This window comes from Staphylococcus sp. IVB6240 (genome assembly GCF_025558425.1).
Classification (GTDB): Bacteria; Bacillota; Bacilli; order Staphylococcales; family Staphylococcaceae; genus Staphylococcus.
Map to the genome: position 1 here is coordinate 1925086 of NZ_CP094718.1, position 18578 is coordinate 1943663.

Sequence of the window (18578 nt, forward strand, 5' to 3'; positions counted from 1 at the left end):
ACTTTCGTATGCCAATGGCTTTTATTATTATTTCGCTTCAGAATCGAGTTGTAAATATTTTACAACGTCTTTATTCACTTTTTCATATAATGCATCATCATCACTTAGTTTTGTACCGAATGATGGGACCATTTCTTTAATTTTTGGTTGCCAATCAGGGAATGACTTACCAAAAGCACGTTGCATCACATCTAACATAACAGGTACTGCTGTTGATGCACCTGGTGACGCACCAAGTAACGCTGCTAATGTACCATCTTTAGATGCAATCACTTCTGTACCGAATTGCAATGTCCCTTTTCCTTTGGCAGTGTCTTTAATAACTTGAACACGTTGACCTGCAACGACAACACGCCAGTCTTCATTTTTCGCATTTGGCACAAACTCACGTAAATCATCCATACGTTCATCATTAGATAACATGAGTTGTTGCACTAAATATTTTGTAAGTGGCATTTCTTTGGCACCTGCTGCAAGCATTGTTAGTAGGTTGTTTGGTTTCACTGACTTGATAAGGTCGAAATATGAACCTTGTTTTAAGAATTTTGGTGAGAAACCAGCGAACGGTCCAAATAATAATGTACGTTCTCCATCAATGTAACGCGTATCTAAATGAGGTACTGACATTGGTGGGGCACCGACTTTGGCTTTCCCGTATACTTTCGCATGATGTTTTTCAACAACTTCTGGATTTTTACAAACAAGGAATAAGCCACTGACTGGGAAACCACCGACATGTTTTGACTCTGGGATACCTGTCTTTTGTAAAAGTGGTAAACTCGCGCCACCTGCACCGATGAACACGAATTTAGAAACGACCGTGAATACCTTATCTTCTTGAATGTCACGAATCTTAACTGTCCAAGTCTTATCATTATTCTGTTTCAAGTCTAATACTTCATGTTCATAATACACACCGCCACCACGTTCTTCTATACGTGTCAGCAATTGGCTTGTTAACGAACCAAAGTTCACATCTGTCCCTGAATGGTCACGAGTTGCTGCAATTGGTGTTGTTTGATTTTGACGCCCTTCCATCATAAGAGGTACCCATTTTTTCAAAGTTTCAGGTTCATCAGAAATCGTCATATTTTTGAATAGATTGTTATTTTTAAGTGCTTCTACACGTGCTTTCAAAAATCGTACATTATCTGTTCCCATCACAAAGCTCATGTGTGGAACAGAACGAATAAACTTTTCAGGTTCAGGCAGTTGTCCTGTTTTTACAAGATGTGCCCAAAATTGTTTAGATACTTGGAATTGTTCGTTGATATGGATGGCTTTTGTAATGTCAACTGACCCATCCGCTTGTTCTTTTGTATAGTTGAGTTCACACAATGCAGAATGCCCTGTTCCTGCGTTGTTCCATGCATTTGAACTTTCCTCAGCACACTTATCAAGGCGCTCAAACACACTAATCTCCCAATCTGGTTGTACTTCTTTTAACAACATACCTAACGTCGCACTCATAACACCGCCACCGATGAGCACAACATCTGTCTTGTTATGCAAATTGTTCATAACAATCCAGTCCCCCTTTTCGTTTGTTCATTTTTTATCGTGACACAAAAACCATCGCTGTTCAAAGTTTGATTGTCTCCCTGGCAAAAATAGGTATATCCCATTTTCACAATCTGCTGCTTCACATACTTTATAGATGACAACGTGGTTCTTGTCTCTATCACCTATAGTGCAATGAATATTTAAATACTTAATAATCTAATTATACCCCTAAAAACCATAAGAAAAAAGCGCTTACTTCTAAAATTTATATTTAATGTATTTGTAGATAAAGGAAATGTGCAAACATCTTGTATACTAATTCCTTTGAAAATAACTAGACACTTCAATCAGCCCACTTAATTATCGTATTTTTATAATAAGTGAATATCTCTCACATACTTCTCAGTACAGATATACTCACATATCTTGTGCTATAATGAGCAAAAAGAACGATATTGAGGGATGCATCATGAAGTCTGTTACATTCTTAGTGCATAATATGTATGCTATGGATGGTGCCGTCAAAGCAATTAGCAATATCGCTAACGAGCTTGTACGACAAGGTCATCCTGTAAAAATCATTTCCATCTTCCAATCTAATAAGCAACCTTATTTTGAATTAGACCACCGTATTAAAACTGTCTCACTCATCAACGATCAATTAAAAATACGTAATCTAATATCTTTATCTACCAAATATATTCGTACATGCACACCTTTATTAAAACCAAAATATCTCACAAAATTTGAGCCAGATTATAAACATTACTCGAGCTATATCGAACGTAAGCTATTCCGTGCCTTACATCAAGATACATCTGACGTTATCGTGGGGACACGGGCAAGTTTAAATATTTTCATTTCCAGATACGCCAATCCACATCAATATCATATTGGTATGGAACATATGAACTTCACCGCATATGAGGATGACTATCGTCAGGAAATATTACAAAACTATGTCCACTTAGACGCACTGACAACACTCACATCACAAGATCAATCAACATATCAACATGCATTACCCGAAACACCTATCTTTGTAATCCCTAATATGATTTCCGATAAACGTTATAATATGATGAAGAAAAATCAAATTATCGCAGCAGGTCGCTTTGAATACGAAAAAGGATTTGATTTGTTAATCGAAGCCATTTATTACATTCAAAGAGATTTGAGAGAAGAGGGCTATACCGTTCAAATATTTGGAGATGGTAAAGAAAAGGAAGCACTCAACCAAACAATTAATTATCTACAGCTACAAGATATCATTTTCCTTCGTCCTACTACACAACAGTTGAGTACATATATCGCTGAAAGTAAAGTGACCTGTATTCCATCTCGTAACGAAGGTTTTGGTATGACGATTTTAGAAGCGATGAACCAAGGGAGTATTACGGTAAGTTTTGATGGGAATGTCGGTCCTTCCACACTCATTAACCATGCTAAAAATGGTTTCCTTGTACCATATGGAGATGCGGAAAAACTGAGTCTACAATTGTTAGATGTACTACAAAACTTACATGGTCGGCTTCTTAAAGAGGTTAGAATAGCTGGCTATGATACCGTTGCAGCACATGCGCCCGAAAAGATTTATAAACAGTTTAAACATATCATTGATACCCTTGATCAATCATTCTAATCAAAAATAGCGTCCATCTCTCCTATTTATTTAGAGAAAGACGGACGCTTTATTGGTTTGCTATTTATTAGCTAATCAATAATGAAAGGATGAATGTCCAAATACACCAGATAACTAATAAACCAGCACTATATTTTAATGTCATTTTTAATAATTGTGATTCTTTACCAACTTCTTTTACGGCTGCTGTTGCAATCGCAATTGATTGAGGGGAAATCAATTTCGCAATCGCACCACCTGCTGTGTTAGCACCAACTAGAAGTGCACCACTTGTACCTACTTGAGGTGCTACAGATGCTTGAATTGGTGCGAAAAGTGCGTTGTTATTTACAACAGATCCTGTCATAAATACACCAATCCAACCTAAGATAGGTGATAAGAATGGGAAGATTGCGCCTGTTTTAGAAACACCTTCACCCATTGCTGCTGTTAAACCACCATAAGTTGTTAACTTCGCAATTGCTAAAATCATACAGATTGTTAAAATTGGTAACCATAATTCTTTAAATGCTTCTGCAAGTAATTCACCTGCACGTTTGAAATTAACTGATTTAGCTAAAAGTACTGTGATAATACCAGTAATTAATAATGCTGTTCCTGTTTGATTCAATAAGTTGAACAATAGTGTAATCGGTTCATTTGAAACATCATTCATTGAGAACGCAAGTGGAATCTTAACTGTTAAGAATTCTAAAGCGCCACCTTCCATGAATAAACCTTTGAACGCTTTTGTACTCCAGATAAGTACAAGTACTGTAAGGATACCGAATGGGCTCCAAGCATATAAAACTTCTTTCGCACTGTGATGTTTTACTTCTACAGTTGGTTCATCAGCATTTAAGCGGAAGATATTTTTAGGTTGGAATTTCTTAGATACTAATGCCAATGTAGCCATAGATGCTAATGGTGGTAAGATATCGATTAATTCCGGACCTTGAACGTAACTTAAAAGAATTTGTAATACAACGAAAGGAACGATTGTTGCAATAATTGCTGGTAATGTTTCACGAATTCCTTTAAAACCATCTAAGATAAAGATTAATAAGAATGGTACAAAGATTGAAAGGATTGGTAAGCTATAGTTTAATGAACGTGCAACATCTAATGCTGTGATGTTACCGTGCAAGCTTAATGTATCAATAACAGCTACTGGTAAACCAATGGCACCATATGCACCTGCAGCACCGTTTGCTACAAGACAAAGCATTGCAGCTTTTAATGGTTCAAAACCTAATTGAGCAAGTAATACCGCACAGATTGCAATTGGTACACCAAATCCTGCAACCCCTTCTAAGAAAGCGTTGAAACAGAAACCTATTAATAATAATTGAATTCGTTGGTCTTCAGAAATTGTAGTAATACTATCTTGAATAACTGAGAATTGACCAGTTGCAACGGTTACTTTATACAACCATACAGCCATCATAACGATAAAGCCGATAGGTAAAATACCTTGATAAAAACCTTCTATTACCCCACCAGTTGCTACACCTACTGGTAGTTTAAACACGAATAATGCAACGACGATTGTTACTACTAGAGTGGTTAACGCTGCATAAATCCCCTTCATCTTAAACACTGTTAAACAGAGTAAAAATAAAAAGATTGGGATACTTGCTACTAATGCAGATAGTGCAAGATTTTGGAATGGATCAAATGAATGTACTAACATCTCTTTCATCTACCTTTAATATTTTTTTACTTACTTGAAATAAACTTTCTTGTGATTTATTTCACATGAAGAATATACCACGTCCACTTTAATAAATCAATACGTTAACGCGATTTTTTTATAATAAATAAAAATTTTTCTTATTTATAAAACTTATATAAGTAAATGTTTTGGGGTCAGGTTATTTATTCTACAATATTTTTATTGAATACAACAATGGGAATTTTTCATGTTAAGTTTCTAAAATTTCATTGTTTTTGAAAAATAGCAATATTCTAGTTTGATGTCCTAAATCATTAATTGCAAAATGAAAGAGAGGTTTAGGTATCATGCCCAAACCTCTCTTTATTATTATTGACGATATGCCGGATCTACAACTTTGGCTTGTCCTGTTTTATCGACTGTTACAATCATGTATGTTCCTGGATTCTCTTGATTCAAAAAGCTAAACACATACATATAATAACCATCTTCACCTTCTACAGCGTAATCATTATATGGATTATCATACCCATTGAATTGATTCACTTCGGCAGTGGCATTTTGTAAAGCAACTTGAAAATCTGGTAATAACTGTTGTGCTTGTTGGTCATTCAATGGCTGACGTACAAGATTTTGTGCGACTGGCACAACATTCTGACCTTGATAAGGTGCCGTACTATTTGTTACTGCTGTTTGTTGTTCTGCCTGCTGATTGCTACCTTGAGCCACCGTATTATCTGTGACTTGTTCATTTGTCTGTGTAGCCTGTTCGGATGCTTGTTGTGTTTCAGCATTCTCTTGCTCAGTCGTGGCGTCCTCTTTTTGCCCTTCAGCTGACTGATTTTCTTTTTCTTTTGATGTTGCTGATTTGTCATTATTCTTTGCTGTTTTTTCTTGTTTCTGTTCCATTTTCGTTTCTTGTTGCTTCTCTTTGTTGTTTGAATCACTGGAACTATCATCGTTTGAACATGCTGCTAATACAAGTGCAAATGCAAAAAAGCTGGCGAATAATCTTTTCATAAATATTACCTCCAAGTTATTTATATGCATTACTTATCTTTATCTTACACTTTTTCAGTGACATAACCAACGATCTTTCTACTAGGTCAACTAACTATGAATCATTATCTCCTAGAATTGGCATCTCCATTAGATCATCTTCTTCAATCAAATCTCCCATAACAAAATCTACTGTCCCTGTTTTTGTCATGCCTTGTTTACGGTAAAAATGAATGGCTTGACGATTCTCTGGCCATACACCTAACCAAATGGCTGTCTTCCCTTGGTCTCTGGCAATCTTTAGTGCTTGATCAAACATTAACTGTCCTAGACGTTGACCGTGGTAGGTTTCATATAGATAAATGCGCTGAATTTCAGCATACTGATCACCTTTATCAACCGTTTGTGCCTTTCCTACATTCACTTTAAAATATCCAGCCACTTTACCCTCTACAACAAGCAGATAAAATTGTGATTCTGGGTTTTTGATTTCTTGAGTTAATGTATCGTTAGAAAATGCTGAATCACAATAATCTTGAAAGTATTGGTCGTCTTCCATTCCTTCACGATATGCATCTTCAAACGTTTCTAAACTCACACGACGCAGTAGATGTACATCATCTGGTGTTACGCGTTCAAAACGATAGTCCATCTCAATCCCTCCTGGCCCTGTCACTTTAGTTATAACCTAATCACCCCTTTATTTGCAACAATCTTTAAAACGCTGATATAGTGAAGTCGTACAGTGAGACTTTATTTTAAAATACAACAATAAATAAGATAGCTCCTAAAAATAACAAGGAGGTTTTGACAATGACTACTTTTAAATCATTTGTTTTAACAGAAACCGAAGAAGGTCTGACACCTGCTTATCAAACTTTAACAACGGAAGACTTATCTGAAGGCGATGTGATCGTACGTGTTCATTATTCAAGCATCAACTATAAAGATATGCTCGCAACACAACCACATAATAAAATTATTCGTCAATATCCAAGAATTCCCGGTATCGACTTTTCAGGCACAGTGATTGATTCCCAACATCCCCGTTTCCAAAAAGGAGATCAGGTATTGGCAACAGGCTATGATATCGGCGTTGCTCATGATGGTGGCTTTAGCGAAGTCGCACGTGTTAAAGGTGATTGGCTCGTGCCATTACCAGATGGCCTAACACTTGAAGAAGCCATGATTATTGGAACAGCGGGATACACGGCTGCCCTATCTGTCAATGCACTCGAACAAAATGGATCAACACCAGAAAAAGGACCCATCTTAGTGCGTGGGGCTTCTGGTGGTGTCGGTAGCATGGCAATCATGATGTTACAACGCCGTGGTTATGAGATTGTCGCAAGTTCTGGTAATAAGACATATGTGGATACACTTAAAATGCTTGGCGCCGATCAGATCATATCACGCATTGACGATGTCACACTAAAGGCACTGCATAAAACAGAATGGCAAGGTGCCATTGACCCAGTGGGTGGCGCTTCTCTTGCTGAAGTACTCAAGCGTGTTCACCCTTCAGGTGCCGTTGCCGTGAGCGGAAATGCCAGTGGAGCTACCTTTGATGGTTCTGTTTTTCCATTTATTTTACGTGGGGTTCGTCTGATTGGCATCGACTCTGTCTATACACCCATGTCTGACCGTCAAGAAATTTGGCATCGACTATCAACGGATTTAAAACCTAACCACCTTCATGAAATGAAACATGTTGTGCCTTTTGATAAACTTCCAGAAGCTATTGAAGCTTTCAAAGAACCAACACATCACGGCCGTATTGTCATTGATATGAGTGGATCGCACAAATAGAATATCACTTTTATATCGATTTAAAGGGTACTCATTGATATTCATTATCATTTGTAAGATAATGAATGTAATAATGATGTGAGAGGTGTCTAGTTATGAAAGATTTAACGATCATTGGTGGCGGCCCATCTGGTCTCTTCGCAAGCTTTTACGCTGGGTTACGCGGCATGTCTGTCCGTTTGATTGATGTTCAACCTCGTCTCTGTGGTAAAATGCAACTCTATCCTGAAAAAATTATTTGGGATATCGGTGGCATCGCACCTAAAACGAGCTACGAGATTATTCAAGATATGATTCAACAAGGTCTTCACTTTAATCCAGAAGTTTGTCTCAATACAAAAGTTGTTGATATTAAAAAACTTGATGAACAACACTTTGAAATTATCACAGAAGATGGCACTTCCTTTACCTCTCGATCAGTCATCCTCGCTATCGGTGGCGGCATTATCAAACCGCAATCTCTTAATATTGCTGGTGCTGAACGCTTTGAATTAACGAACTTGCATTACGTCGTACAAAAGTATGAACACTTCAAAAATAAAGATATTCTTATTTCTGGTGCTGGAAATGCGGCATTGGACTGGGCGAGAGACTTATCTAACTATGCGAAAAGTGTGACGCTCGTCTATCGAAAAAAAGATATTTCAGGTCATGAAGCGATGGACGACATTCTTCAATCACTTGATGTGAAGAAAATGCCAAACCATAAGATTATCCAACTTAATAATACAGATGACGATCAAAATACGATTGATGAAGTCGTATTAGAAAACACTGAGTCCGGGGCAAATACTGCTATCAAAGTGGATGAAGTGATTATTAGCCATGGCTTTGAAAGAGACTTGAGCCTACTGTATGATGTTGATTTGGATATCGATTTAATCGATGAATACTTTATTGCAGGTCAAGGAAATTCTTCTACAACTGTTCCTGGTGTTTTTGCTTGTGGGGATATCGTTCAACACCCTGCAAAAGTACATCTTATCGCAAGTGCTATTAGCGATGGTGCACATGCTGCAAATAGTGCTAAACAATATATTGATCCTGAAGCACCTAAAGATGGCTTTGTCTCAAGTCATAATGAAGTATTTAGAGAAGCAAACAAAAAATATTTACCATCATAAAAAATGTGTGACATCCTCCGAATTGGGATGTCACACATTTTTATTATTCTGCATCTCGTGGTTCTTTTAGAATAGCTTGACGTAATAAGAAGAATAACAGTAGGAATCCTGCTGTTATAATCACATGGCCGATTCCAGCAAAACCTGAGAATGATGCTGGTACCTCTTGACCTGAAATTTGCATGAAACCTTTAGCAAATTGCATACTCACTGTTACAATGACACCAAGGTTATAAATAATATAAAACCAATTGAATAAATAGTAGCTACTAATTTTGAATAGCTTTTCAATAGAAATGAGTATTAAGAACACAAACATTCCTAGAGTCAATAAGTGTGTATGCATGACACTCATTTGTGTGTCGCCTGTAAAGTTATAATGTAACGTCAATTCTCGATAACCAAAGCCACTAAACAAGCCAAGTACTGTATAAAACATAAAGGCATATAGAATTCTTTTCATGTGGTAACACACTCCATATTATACAAGGGATCTGGAACATCAATGTTAAAAAGCGTCCCAATCTCCTGTGTGATTTCACGTATCATTATCCTTATTTATCCAGACACTGTCAATGTCAATTACTTGTCAGTTTTCGTAAGATTTCGATGTTTAAATAATGCCACTGTCGACACAATTAATGCAAGAATTGAAACGATCCATAATGCCGTTTGACCACCTGTTGATGGTGCTTCTTTTTCAGTATCGATCGGTTTCACTTCAGTAATCGGTGCAGGTGTTTCACTATCTTCATTCTCGTCCGTCCATTTCACAACTGTCCCATCTTTATATGTTTGAATGGCTTTCCATTTGAATTTACCCGCTTCATCTGGGTTTGCAACAACAATAGGAAAGTCTACATGTTCATTTGGTCCGATCCCTTTGTCTGTTGCCGTCCATGTTACTTTTTCAATATTGCCTTGCTTATCCTTTTGGAATTCATGTTTAAAACCTTGTACGGGTGCAACCGTTGATAATGACACACCTCGAGGTACTTCTAGCTCTAACTTTACTGTTTGGTCCTCACGTTCTACAGGTACACGTACACTATATTCCTCATATGAACCCGGTTCACTCACTTGTGGATTCAACGTCACATGTGCTTCTGCGACATGCATCGTTCCAACTGTTGTCATAGTTACAAATGCAAGACTTGCGATCAATTTATTTAACTTCATTATTTTGCTCCCTATTCTTTTATAATGGTGTTGCGATTTGACTCATAATAACCCCTGCTAAAATAAGTAAAAGTCCCATTAGTACTTCGAAATATAACAATGGCTCATGAATACGACGTTGTTTATTCATTGCCCAAAAGGTTTGCGCAGCACCTAACAACATGAGGATAATCGTTAATATGATTTTTCCAAACCATAAGCCACTATACGTTGTCTGCTGTGTCACAATTGCATGAATCGATGTTGCATCAATCGACATCAAAATACCTGTTACAATAATCACGATCACTGCACCTAAATTTGTTTTAAATAAGACATCTCTTAGAATCAGCACATATGAATGTTGTTGACGTGAACGTATATATGCAAAAAGATAGATAAAGCTGCCTAACCATAACGCAATTGATGCTAAGTGTAACGCTCGTAATAACAAGGCATATAAAGGGATATCTTGCGCCCAAACATGACCAGAACCCGCTAAACTGATAAAGATAAAAACAGGCATTGCATCATACCAAATCGACTCCATCTGCTTAAGTGTAAATAATACGATTGTAATCGCCAATGCACACATCGCAAGAAGAAACGGAAACGACAGCCATGTTGTTAAATCAAGGCAAAGTATTTGTTGAATGGCACTACTTGATAATGTCATCATATAAACAAGTGTCGTGATTCCAATCAACATGATTAACAGCCATGCGATACTGCGATGTTTAGGTATCACATCAAAAGTTGGTGCACCCGCATGTCCCATAATACGATTCACTATGTATAATCCAGTCAACAGTAAGACACTGCTTTGCATCAAAAAGCGCAATACTCCGAACCACCAATAGGCATCTGCATAGAATGGTTTTGAAACATCAATATGCTTTGTCGTTTGCGTTCCAATCGAGAAATGATACTGGCCTGAAACTTCATGACCATCTGGAGAAACAGCTTGCCATTTGACTGCGTATGTTCCTTCATCTTGTTCTTTCGTTTGAAAAGTGACTGTATCTGAATACCCTTTTTCGTCTGAGTGAAGTTGCGCCACTTGATGTCCTTTATCATTATAGAGCTTAACGCCAGCATAGCGTACATTCACTGGTTCACTAAACTTCAACTTAATCTCACTGGGTGCTGTTGATACCACTTCATCTTTTGATGGTTGATGATTCTCTAAAGACACATGTGAAGATGCGCTATTAAAACATCCACCGATGATAATGAAAGTGGCGAGCAGTACACCCCATATCGTTAATGTACGTCTTGCTATATTCATCACTTTCCTACTTCATTGCATCATTTATTACTTATACGATTCTACCAAAGCTGATAATAAAAACAATAAATCTTGAAAAAAGTAATAGAATTATAATATCAAACGCAATATACAACGTACTCACTATTGAACATGCTCAACATAAAAACACCTTTCAGCCAAACACTTGGTTTGTTGAAAGGTGTTTTCTCACACTGGTATTAAGTTGTCACTGTTTCTTCTTCATCTACAACTACGTCATCATTCAATCCAACCATCGCTTCTGAAATATTACGTGAGTTGTATCCGATACGTTCTAATACGCCGATCATATCAACATATAGTAAACCACCATCTGTTGAACATACACCACGGTTAAGACGTTTGATATGGTCTTTACGTAACTTATGTTCAATTGTAAAGGCTTCTTGGCTACGTGCTGCCACTTCATCCTTCTTCGTCGTATCATAAACATCAAGTGTTTCTAAGGCTTTATCAAATGATTCCTCAACGAATGTAAATAGCTTATCAATACCCTTTTGTGCATCTTCTGTCAGATTGATATCTTTCTGCTTCTGACGATCAATGAGGTCGATATATTCTTTAATACGATTTGATACTTTTAAGACTGTACGATTAACATCTAACATAACAGCTAAACGCTCAACATCTTTTTTATTAACATCTTTTGTTGAAATACGAACAAGATAACTTCTAATACTATCCGTAATCGTCTCAACCGCTTGATGTTTTTGTTCAATTTGTTTTAAAAACTTCTTATCAATTGCATCTGTATGATGAACGTCATCTAACATTGTTTGAACGATACGCCCAACATTCTGTAATTCTTTTTGTGTTTCTTGTAATGCTACACTTGGTGCATGATATACAAGGTCATGATTCAAGTGTTGCGGTTTATATTCTTCAGTAATGTCTTTTCCTGGTACAATTTTCGTTACGATCCATGCAAGTACGCCTACAAATGGCAATTGAATCAATGTATTCGTTACGTTAAATGCACCGTGCGCAAAGGCGATTGCCATGGCTGGTTTTAAATTCCACGCCTCTTGTATAAAGTCAACTGCGTGAATCACCAATGGCAAGAAGAGTGAGAAGATAATTACACCGATTACGTTGAAAATAACGTGTACAAATGCCGCACGTTTCGCTGCTAATGAACCTGCCAAACTTGCTAAGACAGCTGTAATCGTCGTCCCAATATTGTCTCCTAATAAGACTGGAATCGCACCTTGAAGTTCTATTAAACCTTGACCATAGAACTCTTGAAGGATCCCGATTGTCGCACTTGAACTTTGTACAAGCGCTGTCAATCCAACACCTGCTAAAATACCGTATACTGGGTTTGCAGACATATCAAGCATAATCTGTCTAAAACCATCTAATTCAGCTAATGGTTTTACGGCACCACCCATGTACTCTAGACCAAAGAAAAGTGAACCGAAACCAAATAGAATACGTCCGATATTTTGAATTTTAGACTTCTTAAAGAAGAAGATTAAAAAGGCACCAATTGCTAAGATTGGCATCGCATATTCACCTAGGTCAATACCGATAATGAAGGCTGTCACAGTTGTCCCGATATTCGCCCCCATGATCACACCAATCGCTTGTTTTAATGTCATGAATCCTGCTGTTACAAGACCAATTGTTATGACAGTTGTCCCTGAACTACTTTGTATTAAAATTGTAACGATCATCCCTGCTAATACACCTAGCAATGGATTAGATGTAAACTTATTTAAGATGTCACGTAAACGATCTCCAGCAGAAGCTTGTAAACCGTCTCCCATTACCTTCAACCCATAAAGGAAAATACCAAGTCCTCCTAAAAATGAGAAGATGACTTGTGTAATTGACATTTCCATGATTTCACCTCTAAAATTTATGTCTTTTAAATTTTTAACAATTTCTTCATATTTATTACATCTCAAAGTATGACGGATAATTGTAAATTTAATGTTAAGATGATGTGAATTTTATTTTAATTTAATCTTTATGCATATCAAGTTGAGATTCTATAGTATTTATTTTGAGGGTTTTGTATTTTTTATGACCAAAAAAGCGTATGATAGTAGTATTCATTTGAAACAAAGGAGATAATTTATGATTACAGCATATCGAAACAATGATGCACTTGAAGTCATTACAGCTGATTCATGGCAAGATGCTCAGTGGCTGAATGTGGTCAAACCGACACAAGAAGAAGTGCAATCCTTAATTCAAACATATGGTTTTCCAAAAGACTTCCTTGAAGATGCGCTCGACAGCGAAGAAAGTTCACGTATTGAATATGATGATGAAAGTGGCTACTCACTCATTATCAGTGACCTACCCATTACTAAAACTGGCAAATATAAACTTAAAAGTTTTACCACATTGCCACTCGGTATTATTATCGGCAAAGGCTTGATTGTGACTGTGTGTGCAAAACCATTCCCTTACTTAGAGCACATCACACAAAAGCCTATTAACTTAAAATATAGAAGTCAGTTTGCCTTAAAGTTAATGTATGATATGGCAGCACAATACAATCGTAGTTTACGTCTTCTAAACAAAGAACGTCGCCAAGTGGAGCATAACTTACAACAACGCGTCACAAATACACGTCTTTATTTATTAAGTGAAATTGAAAAAAGTTTGGTCTATTTTCTCGCTTCACTCAAAACAAACTCTTCAACGATTCGACAGCTCTTCCGCCTTCCTGCGATCAAACGTTTTGATGAAGATGAAGAACTTCTGGAAGATTTACAGAATGAACATCAACAGGCAGTAGAAACAACAGAACTTTATTTACGTATTGTTGAGAGTATGTCGAATTCATACGCTTCACTACTCTCTAACCAGCTGAATACGACGATGAAAACTTTAACGATTTTTACCGTTTTATTAACGTTACCAACGCTCGTTTTTAGTTTCTTTGGTATGAATGTGCCATTGCCAATCGATGACCATAGCGCGCTTTCATGGATTGTGATCATTGTCATATCTTTCACACTTGTATTGATTACATCTACCCTATTATGGCGTAGTAACAAGTTATAGTACAAAATTAATAAAAGCGAGTAAAACCTTTGTGATTTTACTCGCTTCTTTATATATCTACTTTTATAATTCTTCTGCGTTACGATATTTCTTTTGCTTAGATAAAACAAGTGTCACAATGATACTTCCGACAAATGCAATCACCATACCGATGATGTAATGTGTCCAAGAACCTGGTGCAATTGAGATAACACCTGGGATACCTGCTGCACCTAATGCTGTTGCTTTTACTTTGAAGAATGCTACATATCCTGCACCAAGTGCTGATCCAACCATAGCACCAATGAATGGGTAGCGTAACTTCAAGTTAACCCCGAACATCGCCGGTTCAGTAATACCTAATACGGCTGATACACCTGCTGCAGATGCAACACCTTTTAATTTTTTGTTTTGCTTAATTAATAAGAATGCTGCTAACGCCGCGCCACCTTGTGCCATATTTGACATCGCAGCGATTGGGAAGATGAATGAACCACCTGTTTTTGCTTGTTCTGCAATTAATGATGTTTCAACAGCAATAAAGCTATGGTGCATACCTGTAATAACTATTGGTGCATAGAATAATCCGAAGATGAAACCACCAACAGCGCCGCCCGCTTCATACAAGAATGTTAATCCGTCTGTTAACCAATAACCCATTGTACGTGTAATTGGTCCTACGAATAAGAATGTTGCAAATGCTGTAATAAGAATCGCAAATAATGGTGTTAATAAGTTGTCTAATACTGTTGGAATAATACGACGTAATCCGCGCTCTAACATTGCTAAAATATATGCTGATACAAGAATTGGCAATACTTGTCCTTGATAACCTACTTGAGCAATTGATAAACCTAAGAATTCCCATTTCGGAATCGGATCACCATTGGCAATCGCTTCTGGGTAAGCATAACCGTTCATTAAATCAGGGTGTACCATGATGGCACCTAATGCTGCACCTAAGAAGGCATTACCACCAAAGCGTTTTGCTGCACTAAATCCAATCAAGATAGGTAATAATGCGAAAGGTGCACTTGCAAAAATGTTAATCATATTCGCAAATTGTGCAAACTGCGGATACATATCCACTAAAGATTGGCCTTCTGCAAAAATCCCTTCTGCTGTAAAGATATTGTTTAGACCCATCAATAAACCGCCTGCTACGATGGCAGGAATGATTGGTACAAAGATGTCAGATAACATTTTAACGAATCTTTGTAATGGGTTCCCTTTCTTTTTCTCTTTTTTTGCACTTGTATCTTTCTGCTCGTCTGCTTGAGAAGTGCCACCTGTTAATTGATTAATTTGTGCGTAAACTTGATTGACTGTTCCTGATCCAATAATAATTTGGTATTGATCTGATGTCGAGAAAGTTCCTTTTACAACATCTAAATCATTTAACGTCTTCTCATCTACAATACTCTCATCTTTTAAAGATAATCTTAAACGCGTTGAACAATGTCCCATCTCTTCAATATTATCTTTGCCACCAATGGCATCTAAGATAATTTTGGATTCTTTTTCATACGCCATATGATCCCTCCTATATATAAATAATCTGCATAAATATTTTAGTTAATGACCGTCATTTCAACAATGGAACCGGTGCCAAAACTTCTTAACCTCATTTTAATCAATAACGACTATATAATCAATCCTATTTTTTTGAATTAGTGAATTTTTTAATTATTGTTAAAAAATTAGTCATAAAGCGAATGTGCATTCTTGTTTACAGAACATTTGTTCCGTGTTATAGTATATACACTCTATTTTGAAACTTTTAGAACATTTATTTACGCAATATGCTTTGCTTAATAAAATGAAACACCTCTCACAATGAATGTTATTTTTTAACTTTAATATCTCTATTTTTTTACTTTCATCTATTTTTTAACTACCTTACTTCAATCATTTATTTCATTTCTTTAACTATGTTTCCACTTACCATTGTCTTCCTATCACTTTATATGTCTATATTTTCTAATTTATGACAAATATACACTGTTCTCTCTAACGCATTGAGACCGGCTATTATACAACTATATAATGAAAAATATTTATTACATCTATTTAGAATGGATGAGGGAAACTATGCGAGGCATTACCATTGAATTATTGACACAATATCAATCTGAAACCTACCGTCTACTTGATGAAGTGCAACTATTCGTATCATTAGATGGTGTCCTTGAAGCACAATTAAATGGTACAAAAAAGCAATATTATAATCATATCTTGATCGCGAATAACTTAGATATGATTAAAATTTGTCATGCACAAGCACTCATCAAAATTTGTATTCCTATGCACTTTTTCTCAAAACATACCGCTGATTATTACTTAGGTTATTTCAATCAAGATTCCTTCACATCTCATGAGCATGTTGTTACCTTGCTAAAAAGTATGGTCTATCATCAATCAAAAAAACAAAATATCATTTTAATATATGATATTTTGAAATTACTTTATGATGAAGCATTTGTTACAACCACATCGCATTACTTACCTGCAATCAATATCTCTAATCGTTTACTTACAGATATTTTACAGTATACCTATGATTATTTGGACCATCGTATCTCTCTTAAAATTTTGAGTGACAATTTCTTTGTATCACAGTCATATATTTCAGTTTTATTTACGAAATATTTAGATTTTAGTTTTAAGATGTTTTCTACTACTTTGAGACTTGGTTTGTCATTAAGACCACTCATGACAACAACAGATACCATTCAAAATATTGCTGTACAGCACGGTTTTTCTAATTACAGCAGCTACTCTAAATTATTCAAGATGTATCTTGGTGTCAGCCCAGCAGATTATCGCAATCAACCTGAACAACCTAACAATATTGTTTTGATTCATCCTTATGACCGTGACTATTTTAATGAATACCTTAATCAAGAAAGTACTGTAAAAACATCTATAAATATTTCAATTGATATCAATGACTTTCAGCAGCCTTCTTACACACCTAAAAGACATCTATTCCTTGAAATTTCTAATTGTCATATTTATGACACGGTAAAGCAAGTTGCCCATCAAACAAATCGCACGTTGGTATCAATGCATATGACATTATTTTTCCAAACATTGTCTACTGAAAATATGAAATTTACAGCTACAAGTGACTTGAATCATTTTTGTCACTTAATTAAGACAAACCATTGTCATTTTGCATTCTGTCTTAATAATATGATGGATTTTGAGACATTTGATAAATTATTTTTGCAACCATTAATCCGAATTATGACTGCTTATCCATCGATCATAGAGCCAGAAGACCTGAAATTATCAATCGTCTTTACATCACAATCTTTTAATGTTCATGAAATCAAATTCATCCAACAACGGATTCATAAGTATCTGTCACATTGTCAGTTTGCCATACAATTGTCGTCACCTGTTGACACTATGAATCAGCCATTTTTAGAATCATTTAAAAATCATGATATACAAGTGGATTTTTGTTGTGTTCCATTTGATACCTTAATACCATCTATGTCAGCACACAAAAAGAAGGTAGGTTTTGATCATATGTTAAGTACATTGAAACTACCTTTCAGTGATTGTGATATACCCTTTGTTTTGACTGGTGTATCAAGTCAAAATTTAAATCATATATGGCCGTCAGATATGATGTCATCTCCAAATCAATTTTTGGCATTACTATTACAATTCCCTACGAATATTTTAGGTATTAGTATCCCACTCATTTCAACAAGACAGCAACCAATTGCCTATTTTAATTCACATGGCCATCATTTACCATATAGCTATATGTATCAACTCTATCAATGTTTTGCTGGAAAACTTAATATTGAACAAGCACACTACTTACTTCATGAAACAGACGAAGCTTATTTCATGCTTCTAGCAAACCCATATGTATTTGGGAATAATGGCAGCTCTTACCAACAACATTATCAAATTACTGCATCAGATATATTAACACATCAGCTCGTTGTTACTTATACGTATGATGATAGATTTTCCAATGTAACGCGTGGTATTACGCAAGAAGTAGAAACGTATTACTTACCTCTACAAGATATAAAGCATGCACATCAAGCTTTTCAGTTACAACCACATATTGCGGTTCATGACTTTTACAACAAAGTACTTCATATTAATTTGACACGTCATCAAGTAAAACTTATTAAGATTTATAAATCTCAAGCAACAAAGTGTCAACAAATGATTTGAATACTATTAAAAAACATGAACGATAAAAGCCAGACTAAATGTCTCCATTGACTTAGTCTGGCTTTCTATATATGAAGCGTTTTTCTCTCATTGCTCTGATTCTGCTCGAATTCTAAAAACTTCTTTCACATCTTCTTTTTTGTCCGTGTTTCAGAAGCAGGGCTTTCATCAGAA

The 18578-nt window shown here is 36.1% G+C and carries 14 protein-coding genes; 5 read left to right on the forward strand and 9 right to left on the reverse strand.

What is annotated here, in order from left to right:
• Positions 1 to 27: 27 nt before the first annotated feature.
• Positions 28 to 1521, reverse strand: coding sequence for a malate dehydrogenase (quinone) (gene mqo / locus MUA88_RS09690; RefSeq protein ID WP_262605480.1), 1494 nt, complete (start codon positions 1519 to 1521; stop codon positions 28 to 30).
• Between the two features lie 418 nt (positions 1522 to 1939).
• Between mqo and MUA88_RS09695 the strand changes: the two genes are divergently transcribed.
• On the forward strand, positions 1940 to 3145 hold the full coding sequence (locus MUA88_RS09695) for a glycosyltransferase family 4 protein (protein ID WP_262605481.1): 1206 nt from the start codon (positions 1940 to 1942) through the stop codon (positions 3143 to 3145).
• 67 nt (positions 3146 to 3212) lie between these two features.
• Here the strand turns inward: MUA88_RS09695 and MUA88_RS09700 are convergent, their stop codons facing one another.
• The 3 genes from MUA88_RS09700 to MUA88_RS09710 all read right to left on the reverse strand — a co-directional run bounded on the left by MUA88_RS09700 (position 3213) and on the right by MUA88_RS09710 (position 6450).
• Positions 3213 to 4817: an L-lactate permease gene (locus MUA88_RS09700; RefSeq protein ID WP_262603952.1), complete on the reverse strand. Its 1605-nt coding sequence runs from the start codon at positions 4815 to 4817 to the stop codon at positions 3213 to 3215.
• 351 nt (positions 4818 to 5168) lie between these two features.
• A complete protein-coding gene (locus tag MUA88_RS09705; RefSeq protein WP_262605482.1) occupies positions 5169 to 5819 on the reverse strand; it encodes a hypothetical protein in 651 nt (216 codons plus the stop codon).
• Between the two features lie 94 nt (positions 5820 to 5913).
• Positions 5914 to 6450, reverse strand: coding sequence for a GNAT family N-acetyltransferase (locus MUA88_RS09710; protein WP_262603954.1), 537 nt, complete (start codon positions 6448 to 6450; stop codon positions 5914 to 5916).
• A 161-nt stretch (positions 6451 to 6611) separates the two neighbouring features.
• On the opposite strand from MUA88_RS09710, the gene MUA88_RS09715 reads away from it, so the two are divergent.
• Positions 6612 to 7607, forward strand: a complete 996-nt coding sequence (locus MUA88_RS09715) for an oxidoreductase (RefSeq protein WP_262605483.1) — start codon at positions 6612 to 6614, stop codon at positions 7605 to 7607.
• A gap of 95 nt (positions 7608 to 7702) precedes the next feature.
• Positions 7703 to 8731 (forward strand): NAD(P)/FAD-dependent oxidoreductase, encoded by a 1029-nt coding sequence (locus MUA88_RS09720; protein WP_262603956.1) that lies wholly within the window; start codon positions 7703 to 7705, stop codon positions 8729 to 8731.
• A gap of 43 nt (positions 8732 to 8774) precedes the next feature.
• Here the strand turns inward: MUA88_RS09720 and MUA88_RS09725 are convergent, their stop codons facing one another.
• The 4 genes from MUA88_RS09725 to MUA88_RS09740 all read right to left on the reverse strand — a co-directional run bounded on the left by MUA88_RS09725 (position 8775) and on the right by MUA88_RS09740 (position 13036).
• Entirely contained in the window at positions 8775 to 9194 is a 420-nt protein-coding gene (locus MUA88_RS09725) for a DUF2871 domain-containing protein (protein ID WP_262603957.1), read from the reverse strand.
• Between the two features lie 119 nt (positions 9195 to 9313).
• The gene (locus MUA88_RS09730; protein WP_481906550.1) at positions 9314 to 9910 is read right to left on the reverse strand and encodes a YcnI family protein; all 597 of its coding nucleotides are present in this window, start codon (positions 9908 to 9910) and stop codon (positions 9314 to 9316) included.
• A 19-nt stretch (positions 9911 to 9929) separates the two neighbouring features.
• A complete protein-coding gene (locus MUA88_RS09735; protein ID WP_262605484.1) occupies positions 9930 to 11177 on the reverse strand; it encodes a copper resistance CopC/CopD family protein in 1248 nt (415 codons plus the stop codon).
• Between the two features lie 200 nt (positions 11178 to 11377).
• Entirely contained in the window at positions 11378 to 13036 is a 1659-nt protein-coding gene (locus MUA88_RS09740; RefSeq protein ID WP_262605958.1) for a Na/Pi cotransporter family protein, read from the reverse strand.
• Between the two features lie 244 nt (positions 13037 to 13280).
• Between MUA88_RS09740 and MUA88_RS09745 the strand changes: the two genes are divergently transcribed.
• Complete coding sequence (locus MUA88_RS09745) at positions 13281 to 14219, forward strand: magnesium transporter CorA family protein (protein WP_262603959.1); 939 nt, start codon at positions 13281 to 13283, stop codon at positions 14217 to 14219.
• 63 nt (positions 14220 to 14282) lie between these two features.
• Here MUA88_RS09745 and MUA88_RS09750 read toward each other — a convergent pair whose 3' ends face one another.
• Complete coding sequence (locus tag MUA88_RS09750; RefSeq protein ID WP_262605485.1) at positions 14283 to 15731, reverse strand: sucrose-specific PTS transporter subunit IIBC; 1449 nt, start codon at positions 15729 to 15731, stop codon at positions 14283 to 14285.
• A gap of 558 nt (positions 15732 to 16289) precedes the next feature.
• Here MUA88_RS09750 and MUA88_RS09755 point away from each other — a divergent pair.
• Positions 16290 to 18404, forward strand: a complete 2115-nt coding sequence (locus MUA88_RS09755) for a helix-turn-helix domain-containing protein (RefSeq protein WP_262605486.1) — start codon at positions 16290 to 16292, stop codon at positions 18402 to 18404.
• Positions 18405 to 18578 lie beyond the last annotated feature (174 nt).